This window comes from Sphingosinicella sp. SM1-17 (genome assembly GCF_056821765.1).
In genome coordinates this window covers 419,342-432,964 of record NZ_JBPDIO010000001.1, presented here as the reverse complement: position 1 = coordinate 432,964, position 13,623 = coordinate 419,342, and the positions used below count along the sequence as shown (strand labels likewise).

12 protein-coding genes are annotated in these 13,623 nt (G+C 65.4%); all 12 read left to right on the top strand.

From position 1 onward, the window contains the following. The first annotated feature begins 41 nt into the window (after positions 1-41). The 12 genes from ACRYLT_RS02260 to murB are packed head-to-tail and all read left to right on the top strand — an operon-like array spanning position 42 to position 13,611. Positions 42-527, top strand: a complete 486-nt coding sequence (locus ACRYLT_RS02260) for a division/cell wall cluster transcriptional repressor MraZ (RefSeq protein WP_482662488.1) — start codon at positions 42-44, stop codon at positions 525-527. Beyond that, the gene (gene rsmH / locus ACRYLT_RS02255) at positions 524-1,498 is read left to right on the top strand and encodes a 16S rRNA (cytosine(1402)-N(4))-methyltransferase RsmH (RefSeq protein ID WP_482662487.1); all 975 of its coding nucleotides are present in this window, start codon (positions 524-526) and stop codon (positions 1,496-1,498) included. Before ACRYLT_RS02260 ends, rsmH begins: the two co-directional genes overlap by 4 nt. Next, positions 1,495-2,079, top strand: coding sequence for a hypothetical protein (locus tag ACRYLT_RS02250; protein WP_482662486.1), 585 nt, complete (start codon positions 1,495-1,497; stop codon positions 2,077-2,079). The genes rsmH and ACRYLT_RS02250 overlap by 4 nt, the downstream gene beginning before the upstream one ends. Next, complete coding sequence (locus ACRYLT_RS02245; RefSeq protein ID WP_482662485.1) at positions 2,079-3,776, top strand: peptidoglycan D,D-transpeptidase FtsI family protein; 1,698 nt, start codon at positions 2,079-2,081, stop codon at positions 3,774-3,776. The genes ACRYLT_RS02250 and ACRYLT_RS02245 overlap by 1 nt, the downstream gene beginning before the upstream one ends. Continuing rightward, positions 3,776-5,191 carry a UDP-N-acetylmuramoyl-L-alanyl-D-glutamate--2,6-diaminopimelate ligase gene (locus ACRYLT_RS02240; protein ID WP_482662484.1) on the top strand — a complete coding sequence of 472 codons (1,416 nt, stop codon included), beginning with the start codon at positions 3,776-3,778 and terminating at the stop codon, positions 5,189-5,191. Before ACRYLT_RS02245 ends, ACRYLT_RS02240 begins: the two co-directional genes overlap by 1 nt. Further along, entirely contained in the window at positions 5,188-6,567 is a 1,380-nt protein-coding gene (locus ACRYLT_RS02235; protein ID WP_482662483.1) for a UDP-N-acetylmuramoyl-tripeptide--D-alanyl-D-alanine ligase, read from the top strand. The genes ACRYLT_RS02240 and ACRYLT_RS02235 overlap by 4 nt, the downstream gene beginning before the upstream one ends. Further along, positions 6,567-7,637, top strand: coding sequence for a phospho-N-acetylmuramoyl-pentapeptide-transferase (gene mraY / locus ACRYLT_RS02230; protein WP_482662482.1), 1,071 nt, complete (start codon positions 6,567-6,569; stop codon positions 7,635-7,637). Before ACRYLT_RS02235 ends, mraY begins: the two co-directional genes overlap by 1 nt. Then, complete coding sequence (gene murD, locus ACRYLT_RS02225) at positions 7,634-8,935, top strand: UDP-N-acetylmuramoyl-L-alanine--D-glutamate ligase (protein WP_482662481.1); 1,302 nt, start codon at positions 7,634-7,636, stop codon at positions 8,933-8,935. The genes mraY and murD overlap by 4 nt, the downstream gene beginning before the upstream one ends. Next, positions 8,932-10,140 (top strand): FtsW/RodA/SpoVE family cell cycle protein, encoded by a 1,209-nt coding sequence (locus tag ACRYLT_RS02220; protein WP_482662480.1) that lies wholly within the window; start codon positions 8,932-8,934, stop codon positions 10,138-10,140. Before murD ends, ACRYLT_RS02220 begins: the two co-directional genes overlap by 4 nt. Next, positions 10,137-11,303 carry an undecaprenyldiphospho-muramoylpentapeptide beta-N-acetylglucosaminyltransferase gene (gene murG, locus ACRYLT_RS02215; protein WP_482662479.1) on the top strand — a complete coding sequence of 389 codons (1,167 nt, stop codon included), beginning with the start codon at positions 10,137-10,139 and terminating at the stop codon, positions 11,301-11,303. The genes ACRYLT_RS02220 and murG overlap by 4 nt, the downstream gene beginning before the upstream one ends. After that, on the top strand, positions 11,300-12,712 hold the full coding sequence (gene murC, locus ACRYLT_RS02210) for a UDP-N-acetylmuramate--L-alanine ligase (RefSeq protein ID WP_482662478.1): 1,413 nt from the start codon (positions 11,300-11,302) through the stop codon (positions 12,710-12,712). Before murG ends, murC begins: the two co-directional genes overlap by 4 nt. Next, the gene (murB, locus tag ACRYLT_RS02205; RefSeq protein ID WP_482662477.1) at positions 12,709-13,611 is read left to right on the top strand and encodes a UDP-N-acetylmuramate dehydrogenase; all 903 of its coding nucleotides are present in this window, start codon (positions 12,709-12,711) and stop codon (positions 13,609-13,611) included. The genes murC and murB overlap by 4 nt, the downstream gene beginning before the upstream one ends. Positions 13,612-13,623 lie beyond the last annotated feature (12 nt).

Below are 13,623 nucleotides of genomic sequence, written 5' to 3'. Positions count from 1 at the left end.
CCGGTGAACAGGGAAGGTCTGCGTTTGGGGACGGACCTGAGTTGGAACTCGAGCACCTCTTCAATGGGAGCGCGCTCAACGCGGTAGACGCCAAGGGGCGTCTCTCCGTGCCGTCCTTCGTGCGTTCGATCGTCGAGCGCCGTTCGCCGGAAAAGCTGATCGTCCTGGGCAAGCACGAAACGGAACCCTGCCTCGTCGGCTACGATTCGGCCTACAAGGCGACTCTCCTGGAAGACGTCCGCCGTCGCCGCCTGCGCGACGAAGAGCGCGGAGTCGACGTTCGTGCACATTACAGCCGCGCTCGCCGCACCTTCGGCCTCACCGAGTCCGCCCCCTACGACACCAGCGGCCGAATCATCCTGCCCCCGGTGATGCGCAAGCTGGCCCAGATCGAGGATCTTGCCCTGTTCATCGGTGCCGGCGAGACTTTCGAGCTCTGGAACCCCAGGCGAGCGCTCGAAAGTGGCGACGAGGATCTGCGCGAGATCGCGGCCTATCGCCTCGAAGAGAAGGGGCTCGCGGCGTGAGCCCGGCTGCAATCAACCCACCGCACATTCCCGTGCTGCGCGACGAAGTCGTTGACGCTCTCGCCGTTGCCCCCGGCGAGACCCATGTCGACGGCACCTTCGGCGCAGGCGGCTATTCCCAGGCCATTCTCGAAAGAGGGGCGGCCCGCGTTTTCGCCTTCGATCGTGATCCCGATGCGATCCGATGCGGCGAAGCGCTGGTCGCCTCGAGCGGGGGGCGCCTGACGCTAGTTCCGGAGCGTTTTTCCCGGATGCGTCAGGCGCTGGCCGCCCGCGGCGTTGAAGCCGTCGACGGCGTGACTCTCGACATCGGCGTCTCGTCGATGCAGCTCGATCAACCGGAGCGCGGATTCTCCTTCGCGGCGGATGGCCCGGTCGACATGCGCATGTCCCAGGAGGGACGAAGCGCCGCCGAGTTTCTCAACCAGGCGGACGAAGGTGAAATCGCCGACGTCCTCTTTCATTATGGCGAGGAGCCGAAGGCTCGCCGGATCGCCCGAGCGATCGTCGCCGGGCGCCCGATCGAGCGAACGAGCCAGCTTGCCGAGATCGTCCGCCGGGCGGCGGGCCACCATCCGGGGGTAAAGAAAGATCCGGCAACGCGAACCTTTCAGGCCATTCGAATCTACATAAACGAGGAGCTTCAGGAGCTCGAGGGCGGGCTGGCGGCCGCAGAACAGGTATTGAAGCCGGGCGGCCGCCTAGCCGTCGTCACATTCCATAGCCTCGAGGATCGGATCGTTAAGCGTTTCCTGAGGGCGCGCAGCGGTGCGCTGCCTTCGGCTTCGCGGCACCTGCCGGCTCCCAGAGAAATCGGTCCGGTCCCAAGTTTCGAGGCGGTCGCAAGGCCCGTTCGCCCGGGCGAGGCCGAGATCGCCGCCAATCCCCGCGCCCGGTCCGCCACATTGCGGGCGGCGCGACGAACATCTGCGCCGGCCTGGTCCGGCAGACCGGAAGGAAGTCGAGAATGATCGCCAGGGGCTTCAAGCCTGTCGCATGGGTAGGCGCCGTGGGAACCGCGGCCCTCTGCTGCTATATGCTGTCGCTTCAGGTCGCCGCTGAACGCGCGGAGCTGGCGAGTGTCGAACGGCGGATCGTTGCCACTCAGCAGTCGATCCGGGCGCTTCAGACCGAACTCGCGACGCGCGGTCGCCTTTCGCAGCTCGAGCAGTGGAATGCCGAGGTGCTGGCGCTGTCCGCGCCGGTGGCGGATCAGTTCCTGGAGAGCAGCGTCAGTCTCGCGCGATTCGACGTCCAGGGTGATGCCCTGGACAATCGACGTCAGGTGCGCATGGCTTCGGCCACGACGGATGGGCCCGCTGTGCCTTCTGCTCAGGCGCCGAGGGTCCGAACCGCCGCAGTGGAGAATCCGCCGCCAGCCCCGGCTCAGCCGCTCCTGCGCCGGGCCAGTCTCCAGCTTCCCGCGGAAGTCGCTCCTGCGCCGGTCCGATCGGCGGTTCAGGCGCGTTCTTCGAGCCTGATCGGCGAACAGACACTGCGTGAGCTTCGCGAAGAGGCGCGAGCCGAGGATTCCGGAGGCCAGCGCAACTGATGGCAACAATCGCCGCGCAACTTCAACGCCCGGCAGCCCATGGAGAGAGCCCGGAAGCCCTGACCCTGACTTACCAGCGGCTGATGCTGATGCTGCTGCTGTTTGCCGGCGTGACCGCGCTGATCGTGCTTCGGCTGGGCTATCTCCAGGTTTCTACGGATCGCTCCGGGACGTCGGCTCTGGTCAATCCGTTGATCCCGCCGCGCGCGGACATCGTCGACCGTAACGGAGTCACGCTCGCAAGGACGATCGACGCGTGGACGATCGGCGTTCATCCGCGCCGGATCATCGGCGACCGAAACGAACTGGCGGTAAGGCTGAACGAGCTGATGCCCGAACGCAGCGTCGCCGAATACCGACAAATCCTCAGCGCCGACAGCAATTATCGTTACCTTGCCCGCCGCGCCGTGCCTGAGCTGGTCGCGGCGGTGAACGCACTCGGCGAGCCCGGAATCGTCTTCAACCGCGAGCCGGAGCGGCTCTATCCGCAGACCGCCATGGCGGGCCACATTCTCGGCTGGACCGACTTTGACGGCCGTGGCGTTGCCGGAATCGAGCGGGTGATGGAGGATCGGCTGACGGACCCGACGACTCGGGCCCAGCCGCTCGCCCTGTCGATCGACAGCCGAGTCCAGGCTGCCATGGAATCGGAGCTGGGTGCCGCCGTAAGCTCGCTTCAGGCGGAAGGCGGCACCGGGATCGTGCTGGACGTCCATACCGGCGAGATCGTCGCCATGGCTTCCGCCCCGACCTTCAACCCCAATGCCGCCGGCCGCTCCGATTCGAGCGCTCTTTACAATCGCGCGACGATGGGGGTTTACGAGCTCGGCTCGGTCTTCAAGCCGATCACCGTTGCCGCGGCGATGGAAGCAGGGGTCGTTACCTCCATGGCCCAGCGCTGGGACGCGGCCTCGCCGGTGGCGATCGGTCGCTTCCGGATCAGCGACGACCACCCGCTTGGCCGCTCGATCACCGTTCCCGAGCTTCTTGTTCACTCCTCGAACATCGCCACGGCCCGCATCGCCGACGAGATGGGACCCGAGCGAATGCAGGCCGCCTTCCGGGCGCTGGGCTTCCACGAACCTGCCCATATCGAGCTGCGCGAACGTACCCGCACCCTCTGGCCGCGCGAGTGGAGCCGAGCGACCGTTCTCACCAGCGGCTTCGGCCACGGTGTCGCCGTCACTCCGCTCCATCTTGCAAGCGCCTATGCGGCGCTGGTCAACGGGGGAGTGTGGCGCCCGGCGACCTTGCTCCGCGTTCCTCCCGGGCGCGCGCCGCAGGGGCGAAGGGTCTATTCGCCGGAAACCAGTTTTCGGATGCGCCAGCTTCTGCGCATGATCGTTCAGCACGGCACGGGCCGGCGCGGAGAGGCGCCCGGTTTTCGGGTCGGCGGCAAGACCGGAACCGCGGAGAAAGTTGCGGCAGGCGGCGGTTATTCGCGACGAGTCAATGTTTCCACCTTCGCAGCCGCTTTCCCGATGGACTCGCCGCGCTATGTGGTGCTCGTCATGATGGACGCTCCCCGAGGCAATCAGGAAACTTTCTTTCTGACCACTGCCGCCTGGACGGCGGCACCGGTGGTCTCGCGAGTGATCTCGCGCACCGGACCGCTGCTCGGGGTGATCCCGGACGACAGCCGCGACATCGACACTTCGCAGCTGGTGCCCCTCGTCGCCGACGACCGGGGACAGTGATGCGCCTGGGCACGCTGACCGGAAGTGAGGACGGACCCACCGTCACCGGCTTCGCCATCGACCATCGGAAAGTCGCTCCAGGAACGGTCTTCGGCGCGTTCAATGGCGCACGCTTCAACGGTGAGGATTTCATTCCGGCGGCGGTCGACGCTGGAGCGATTGCGGTTGTGGCTCGGCCCCAGGCCAAGGTCGAGAGGGCTGCCCACATCGTCGCTGATGAACCGCGGCGGGAGTTTGCAAGGCTTGCGGCACAATTCTTCCAGCCCTTTCCGGAAATCGTGGTCGCGGTCACAGGGACAAACGGCAAGACCTCCAATGTCGAGCTCTGCCGTCAGCTCTGGCGAATGTCGGGCCACCCTTCCGCCAGCATTGGAACTCTGGGGGTGACAACCGCCGACGACCAGGTGACGACCGGTCTGACGACCCCGGATATCGTCACCTTTCTGTCGAACATGGCCGGCCTCAAGCGGATGGGGATCACCCATGCGGCATTCGAAGCATCCAGCCACGGACTCGCCCAGTATCGAACCGAGGGTTTGCCCGTTCGAGCTGCCGCCTTCACCAATTTCAGCCGCGATCATCTCGATTATCACGGCACGATGGACGCCTATTTCGAGGCGAAGATGCGGTTGTTCGAAGAAGTGGTCGAGCCCGACGGCACCGCTGTGATCTGGACCGACGATCCGAAATCGGAAGAGGTGGCGCGAAGGGCGCGGCGGCGCGGCCTGAAGGTGATGACCGTCGGCAGGCTCGGCGAGGCGCTCAAGCTGGTCGACCGGCAGACGACCGAATTGGGTCAGAAGCTGACGATCGAAGCGGGCGGCAAGATTCATCAGGTGAGTTTGTCGCTGATCGGAGCCTATCAGGCCGCCAACGCGCTGACGGCCGCCGGGCTGGTCATCGCCAGCGGCGGTGGTCTCCAAGAAACACTGGCCAATCTTTCCCGGGTCCACCCGGTTCGCGGGCGGCTCGAGCGGGCCGTGATCACTCGCGAGGGAGCCCCGATCTACGTGGACTATGCCCACACTCCCGATGCGATCGAGTCAGCGATCGACGCGCTTCGGCCGCACACGCCAGGACGACTGATCATCGTCTTCGGCGCTGGCGGCGATCGGGATGTCGGCAAGCGTGCCGAGATGGGCGCGGTCGCGGCCCGGTTGGCCGACCTCGTCATTGTCACGGACGACAATCCGCGTAGCGAGGATCCCGCCGTCATTCGCCGCAACATTCTCGAAGGTGCGCCGAAAGCGCTCGAGGTGGCGGGGCGAAGGGAAGCGATCCAGAAGGCTGTCGCGGAAGCCAGAGCGGGCGACATCATCCTGCTCGCCGGCAAGGGCCATGAGCAGGGCCAGATCATCGGCGACTCGATTCTGCCGTTCGACGACGTCAGCGTTGCACGGGAGTGTGCAGCATGACCCCGCTCTGGACCGCCGGGGAGATCGCCGCCGCAACGGGCGGAAGGGTGAACGGGGACTTCGAAGCCGGCGGCGTTGCCTTCGACTCGCGGGAGATCGGTCCCGGCGACCTGTTCGTGGCGATGAAGGGCGAAACGACCGACGGGCATCGCTTCGTCGAACAGGCCTTCGCGTCCGGCGCCGCCGGTGCTTTGGTGTCCGAGGAGATCCAGGGACCGCACGTACGCGTGGCGGACACGACCGCTGCTCTCAACGAGCTTGGGCGTACTTCGCGCGCCCGTGCCAAGGCTCGAGTGATCGGAGTTACGGGTTCGGTTGGCAAGACCAGCACAAAGGAGGCTTTGTACGCGGCGCTCGACCGCGCCGCTCCGGACCAGGCCCATCGCTCCGTGAAGAGCTACAACAATCATACCGGAGTGCCCTTGAGCCTTGCTCGGATGGGCCGCGAAACGCGTTTCGGCGTGTTCGAAATGGGGATGAGCCAGGCCGGGGAGCTCGCGGCGCTGACCCGGCTGGTGCGCCCCCACGTCGCGGTAATCACCGCGATCGCCTCCGCGCATCGCGAATTCTTCTCCAGCGAGGAGGGCATCGCCGACGCCAAGGGCGAGATCTTCCAGGGATTGGAACCGGGCGGGACCGCGATCGTGCCCTTTGACAGTCGACACCGCGACCGGCTGATCGCGGCGGCGCGGCCCTATGCCGCGAACATCGTCACCTTCGGCCTCGGCGACGGAGCGGACGTCCGGGCGGCCTACGCTCTGCGAGCCCCTGCCGGCGGGACGATGGTGACCGCTTTGCTTCCCAAAGGTCAGCTTAGCTTCACCATCGCGCAGCCCGGCGAGCATTGGGTGACCAACGCGCTGGCGGTGATCGCCGCCGTCGAAGCGGTCGGCGGAGACCTTGCCGCGGCTGGGCTGGCGCTGGCCGAACTGGGCGGGATCAAGGGCCGAGGCGAGCGGCTGCGCGCCGCCGCGGGGAGCGGCGAGGCTCTGATCATTGACGAGAGCTACAATGCCAACCCCGCTTCGATGGCCGCGACCTTGCGCGTGCTCGGCGAGGAACAGGTGACGGGTCGCCGAATCGCCGTGCTTGGTGCGATGCGCGAGCTCGGGGCCGAGACCGAGCAGTTTCACGCCGCTCTGGCCGATCCGGTCCGCGCGGCACGGGTCGACCGTGCAATCCTGGTCGGCGAAGAGATGGAAGCGCTCGCGCAGGCGCTTGTTGGAACGGTGGAGGTGACCCATGTCGCGGACGCGGCCGAGGCCCTGACGGTCGCCCGCGAGGTGATCGGGCCTGGCGACGTCGTGCTCGTCAAGGGTTCCAATTCGATTGGACTGGCCGCCGTCGTGGAGGCGCTTTCGGGCGGGGTGGACTGATGTTTCTCTGGATCGCCGAACAGCTGGGTTTTCCCGGGCTTCTCAACCTCTTCCGTTACATCACCTTCCGCGCCGGCGGGGCGACCGCAACGGCGCTCCTTCTCGGCCTGCTGATCGGGCCCCGCTTCATCGGCTGGCTTCGAGTCCGACAGGGCAAGGGGCAGCCGATCCGCGACGATGGCCCCCAATCCCATCTCGCCAAGCGGGGTACGCCGACGATGGGCGGGCTGATGATCCTGACCTCGCTCACCGTATCGATGCTGCTGTGGATGGATTTCTCCAATCGCTATCTGTGGGCCTGTCTGTTCATCACCGTCGGCTTCGGACTCATCGGCTTCCTCGACGATTACGACAAGGTGAAGAAGCGCCATCACAAGGGGGTTTCAGGTCGAACGCGACTGATTGCCGAGTTTGCCGTGGCAGCGGTCGGCTGCGCCATCATCACCTGGGGTGCGGGAACCGAGATCTACATCCCCTTCTACAATGGCCCGGTTATCGATCTCGGGCCATTCTACATCGCCTTTGCCGCCTTCGTCGTCGTGGCGTTCGGCAATGCGGTGAACCTGACGGATGGGCTCGACGGGCTCGCCACCATGCCGGTGATCATCGCCAGTCTGGCGTTTCTGCTGATCTCCTATCTCGTCGGCAATGCCATCTATTCCCAGTATCTGGGGATCCCGTTTGTCCTCGGAGTTGGCGATCTGACGGTGCTCTGCTCGGCGATCGTGGGCGCGGGCCTGGCCTTCCTGTGGTTCAACGCGCCGCCGGCAGCGGTCTTCATGGGGGATACGGGCAGCCTGGCTCTGGGCGGAGCGCTCGGCGCGATTGCAGTGGCGACCCGGCACGAGATCGTCCTCGGCATCATCGGCGGATTGTTCGTCGTCGAGGCGATGAGCGTGATCATCCAGGTCTTCGTTTACAAGCGTACCGGCAAGCGCGTTTTCCGGATGGCGCCGATCCATCACCATTTCGAACAGCTCGGCTGGTCCGAACCGACAGTGGTGATCCGTTTCTGGATCATCAGCTTCGTCCTCGCCCTTGCCGGCCTGTCGACTCTGAAACTGCGGTGATCACGAGCCCTGCCTTCACTGGCAAACGCTTCGCGGTGCTCGGCCTCGCCCGTTCGGGCCTGACCAGTGTCGAGGCTCTGGTGGCGAGCGGCGCCAAGGTACTTGCCTGGGACAATCGCGAGGAGGCTCGAGCTGCCGTCGCCGGCAAGGCGGAGATCGGCGACCTGCTCAGCGCCGATCTGACCGGCTATGACGGTGTGGTCGTCTCACCGGGCGTGCCGCTCAACCGTCATCCGATTGCCGAGAAGGCGAGGGCTTCAGGCGTGCCGATCATCGGCGACATCGAGCTGTTCGCTCAGGCGCGGGCCACCCTGCCGCCGCACCAGGTGATTGGAGTGACCGGCACCAACGGCAAGTCGACGACCACGGCCCTCATCTGCCACATCGTCCGATGTGCAGGGCGCCCCGCCACCATGGCTGGCAATATCGGCTATCCCATCATGGGCCAGGAGCCGCTGCCGGAAGATGGCGTCTACGTGCTGGAGCTGAGCTCCTATCAGATTGATCTCACCCATAGCCTTGCCTGCGACGTCGCGGTCCTGACCAACGTCACGCCCGATCATCTCGACAGATATGACGGCTTCGAAGCCTATGAGCGCTCGAAAGCACGCCTGTTTGCCATGCAGGACTCTGACGGGTTTGCCGTCTGGGACGAGCGTGAACCGGGCGTGCGCAGCCTCACCAATATCTTCCGTGGCGGCATGCTGAGCCTTCGTTCAAGGGAATATCCCGACCCGGTCGGGCGCCGAGACATCGAGTGCCGGCTGTCCGATTCGCTGTCAGGGCCGCACAACCTGGCCAATGCCGCCGTCGCCGTGCGTGCCGCCCTCGCGCTGGGGATCGAGCGTGACAAGGTCCTGGATGCGCTCGGCACTTTCCGCGGGCTGCCGCATCGGATGGAGCCGGTCGGCGAGAAGTCCGGAGTCCTGTTCGTCAACGACAGCAAGGCGACGAATCCGGATTCTGCGGCGCCGGCCTTGGCCGCCTTTCCGAATGTGCACTGGATTTTGGGCGGCCTCCCCAAGGGCGAGGATCTCGGTCCTTGCGAGCAGCATCTCGATCATGTTCGCGCTGCCTACACGATCGGCGAGGCCGGTCCTATGTTTGCCCGCTTGCTTGAGGGCAAAGTCCCTGTAAAGCAATGCGAATTGCTCGTCGAGGCGGTGAGGTGCGCGGCTCGTGCAGCGGCGCCCGGAGAAGTGGTTCTGCTTTCCCCCGCTTGCGCCTCGTTCGACCAGTTCAGGGATTATGAGGCGCGCGGTGAAGCGTTTCGAGCCGCGGTGGAGGCATTGGGATGAGCGTGGCAGGCATGGGTGCTGGACCGGTGGCGGCGGCGAAGTCGGCCCGCCTCGGCCGATCCGATCGAAGTGCGATCGGCCGCTGGTTCTGGGAGATCGACAAGGTCCTCCTGATCCTGGTCGCGGTGCTGATTTCCATCGGCCTGATCGCGGTGGCGGCGGCGTCGCCGGCCGCGGCGACCCGTTATTCGGGCGCGGGCATGAGCTTCGCTCCATTGCACTATTTCTACCGGCAGCTCGTCTGGATCATGCTGGCCGTCCCGGTAATGATTGCCGTGTCGATGCTTCCCAAGTCGAAGGCGCGGCGCCTGTCGATCCTTGGCACAGCCGTTTTTACCGCCTTGCTCTTTCTTGTGCCGATCATTGGCCAGGAAGTGAACGGGGCCCGTCGCTGGCTGGGAGTCGGCTTCACCCAGTTCCAGCCATCGGAATTCCTCAAGCCGCTCTACATCGTCACCATCGCCTGGCTGCTCTCGTTGAAGGACAAGGATCCAACGCTGCCGGTGGTGCCGCTTACCGGCCTGATTACCGGCGTGATCGCCATGCTCCTGATGCAGCAGCCCAATTTCGGCGAAACGATCATCTTCGTCGCGGCGTGGGTGATGCTCCTAGCCTTGTCGGGCGCGTCGCTTCGGATCCTCGGCGCTCTCGGTGTCGCCGGGCTCGCCGCCATCGTTCTGGCCTATTTCTTCTACGATGTCGCAAGGGTCAGGATCGATGGCTTCCTCTTCGCGGAGGGTGACAATTATCAGGTCGAAGCGGCGCTGCGAACGCTGACGGCGGGCGGCCTGTTCGGCGCCGGTCCGGGTGCCGGTACGCGCAAGTTCACTCTGCCCGAGCCGCATACCGACTATATCTACTCGGTCATCGGCGAGGAATTCGGGATCATCGCCTGTCTCGCCATCGCGCTGCTTTACATCACGATCGTTGCCCGGGTGCTGATCCGCCTGCTGCACGAGGAAGATCGGTTCCTGGTCTTGGCCACTGCGGGCCTGGTGGGGCAGTTCGGGCTCCAAGCCCTCATCAACATGGCCGTCAACGTCCATCTCGCGCCCTCCAAGGGCATGACGCTGCCTTTCATCTCCTACGGCGGATCGTCCATGGTCGCATTGTCGATCGGCTTCGGACTGCTCCTCGCCTTCAGTCGTCGCAACCCCTACCTTCATCGCTCCCCTTATGTGGTGAAGTGGAGCGGCCCGAAATGAGCATGTCCCGCCACTATGTGCTCGCCGCCGGCGGAACGGGCGGTCACATGATGCCCGCCCATGCGCTTGCCGAGGAGCTGCTGCTGCGCGGTCATCGTGTGGCCTTGATCACCGACGATCGCGGCTCACGCATTCCCGGGCTGTTCGACAGGGTTCAGGTCCATGTGCTTCCCGCCGGACGGCTGGCCGGCGGCCCGATCGGCTGGTTTCGGGCCGCGCGAAGCATCCTCACCGGCCGGGCGATGGCTCTTCGGCTGTACGAGACGTTCAAGCCTTCGGCGGTCGTCGGCTTCGGCGGCTATCCGGCCTTTCCCGCTCTCCTGGCCGCTCGCCGCGACCGGATTCCCACGGCCATCCACGAGCAGAATGCCGTGCTGGGCCGGGTGAACCGGCTTGTCGCGGCAAAGGTCGATGCCATTGCCACGGCTTATCCGCACGTCGAAAGACTGCCGGGCGGCGCCCGCGACCGGGTGGAGTTCGTGGGCAATCCCGTTCGCGATGAAGTCGTCGCCATCGGCGAGCAGCCGTTTCCGCCGCTTGCCGATGACGGCATCTTCCGTCTGCTGGTGACGGGCGGCAGTCAGGGCGCTTCAATTCTCTCGGACGTGGTTCCCGAAGGCCTGGGCCTGTTGCCGGAACACTTTCGGCGGCGCCTGCAGGTGACCCAACAGTGCCGTGCCGAAGATATCGATCAGGTCAGGGCGCGCTACGCCGAGCTCGGGATTCCGGCCGACCTCGCCACCTATTTGCCGGACCTTCCGGAACGACTTGCCTGGGCGCATCTCGTGATCGGCCGCGCGGGCGCGTCGACCATTGCCGAACTGACGGCCGCTGGCCGGCCGGCCATTCTCGTGCCTCTGCCTTCCGCCACCGACGACCACCAGACGGCCAATGCGAGAGAGATGGCGAAGGCCGGCGGTGCCCGGATGATCCCGCAGTCGCGCTTCACTCCAGTCGAGCTCGCCAAGCAGATGCAGAAGCTCGCCCTCGATCCCGAGGCACTCGCCAACGCCGCCGCTCGGGCCAAGGCCGTCGGCAAGCCCGAAGCCGCCAAGGCGCTCGCCGATCTGGTCGAGCGGATCGCCCGCCATCCGGGCGCCGACCCGCAGTTCGTGCGCGATTCCATCCTGCAGCCCAACGTTCCCAACGGGGTGCCGGCATGAGGGGAGTCGGAACCGAGATCGGAACGATCCACTTCGTTGGAATCGGCGGCATCGGCATGTCCGGAATTGCCGAGGTGATGCACATTCTCGGCTATGACGTGCAGGGGTCGGACATGGCCGAGAGCTATGTGGTGGAGGGTCTGCGGCAGCGCGGCATCCCGATCTCGATCGGCCACAAGGCGGAAAATCTCGGCGACGCCGCAGTGGTCGTCATCTCGACCGCCGTGAAGAAGGACAATCCGGAGGTCCAGGCGGCCTACGAGCGGCGTATTCCGGTGGTCCGCAGAGCCGAAATGCTGGCCGAGCTGATGCGCCTCAAGTCGACCATCGCCGTTGCCGGGACCCACGGAAAAACGACGACGACCTCGATGGTCGCGGCTCTGCTCGACGCCGGTGGGATCGATCCCACGGTCATCAACGGCGGAATCATCAACGCCTACGGCTCGAATGCCCGGCTCGGAAGCTCGGACTGGATGGTCGTTGAAGCCGACGAGAGCGACGGGAGTTTTCTCCGCCTCGACGGAACGATCGCGGTGGTGACCAACATCGATCCCGAACATCTCGATCATTATGGCAGCTTCGACGCCGTCAAGGACGCCTTCGTCGAATTCGTCGAGAATGTGCCGTTCTACGGTGCCGCCCTGCTCTGCGTCGACCATCCTGAAGTCCAGTCGATCATCCCTCGTCTGAGGGACCGGCGGGTCGTCACCTACGGCTTTGCCGCGCAGGCCGACGTGCGCGGCGACAATGTCACTCCGATTCTGGGGGGGAATCGGTTCGACGTGTCGATCCGCGATCGTTCGGGCGAGGCCCGGACGATTTCCGGAATCGAACTGCCGATGCCGGGACGGCACAATGTCCAGAATGCGCTTGCGGCGATCGGAGTCGCGGCCGAGCTCGGCATTGCGGATGAGGTCATCGCCCGTGGCTTCGAGCGATTCCACGGCGTCAAGCGCCGTTTCACTCGCGTCGGCGAAGTGGACGGTGCGGTCATCATCGACGATTACGGCCACCACCCGGTCGAGATCAGGGCTGTTCTCTCGGCAGCGCGCGAGGGCGCGAAGGGACGGGTGATCGCGCTTGTTCAGCCGCATCGTTACACCCGTCTTCACAGCCTCATGGACGAGTTCCAGGGCGCATTCAACGATGCCGATATCGTGATGGTGGCACCCGTTTACGCCGCCGGCGAAGAGCCGATCGAAGGCGTCGATCATGCCGCTCTGGTGGAGGGGCTGAAGGAGCGCGGCCACCGCGCGGTCTGCACCGTCGAGAGCGCCGAAGACGCCTGTCGCCGGCTTCGGGATATCGCCGCTCGCGGCGACATGATCATCTGCCTCGGCGCCGGCGACATCACCAAGTGGGCGGCCGGAATGGCCGATGGCATTCGCCAGGCGAGGCTGAACAAATGAGCCCGGTGGCGGACCTGCCCCGAGTGCGCGGCCGTCTCACCGAGCAGGGGCCGCTGGCTCCCCTCGTCTGGTTCAAGGCGGGTGGCCCCGCGCAGTGGCTGTTCGAACCCAAGGACGTCGACGACCTGTCGGATTTCGTCGCTAGCCTCGATCCCGTCGTGCCGGTCATGGGTTTGGGCTTGGGCTCCAACTTGATCGTGCGTGACGGCGGTGTGCCCGGCGTTGTCGTGCGTCTCGGCAAGCCATTCGCGAAGGTCGAGAGGCTCGATTCCACGACGCTTCGTTGCGGTGGAGGCGCGAGCGGGATCCTCGTTTCCTCGACAGCGCGAGACTCCGGCATTGGCGGCCTGGAGTTCCTGCGTTCCATTCCCGGAACGGTGGGCGGATTCGTTCGGATGAACGGCGGCGCCTATGGACGCGAGGTCAAGGATATCCTTGTCGACTGCCAAATCGTGACGCGCTCCGGCCAGCTCATCACCCTCGGCCTCGAGGAACTCGGCTATAGCTATCGGAATAGCGAGCTGCCGCAGGGCGCTGTCGTCGTCGGCGCGACTTTCCGCGGGCACATCGACGATCCGGCGGCAATTCAGGCGGAAATGGACCGGATCGCGGCGGAGCGGGAGGCTTCGCAGCCGCTTCGCTCCAGGACTGGCGGGTCCACCTTCAAGAACCCGCCAGGGACGAAGGCGTGGAAATTGATCGACGAAGCCGGCTGTCGCGGGCTCAGGATCGGCGATGCCCAGGTGTCGGAGAAACACTGCAACTTCCTCCTGAACCTGGGCAGTGCCAGCGCTGCCGACATCGAGGCCCTCGGCGAAGAAGTGCGCCGACGGGTGAAGGATCATTCGGGCATCATGCTGGAGTGGGAAATACAGCGCGTGGGGGTCGCCCGTGGATAGGCTTCACATCGT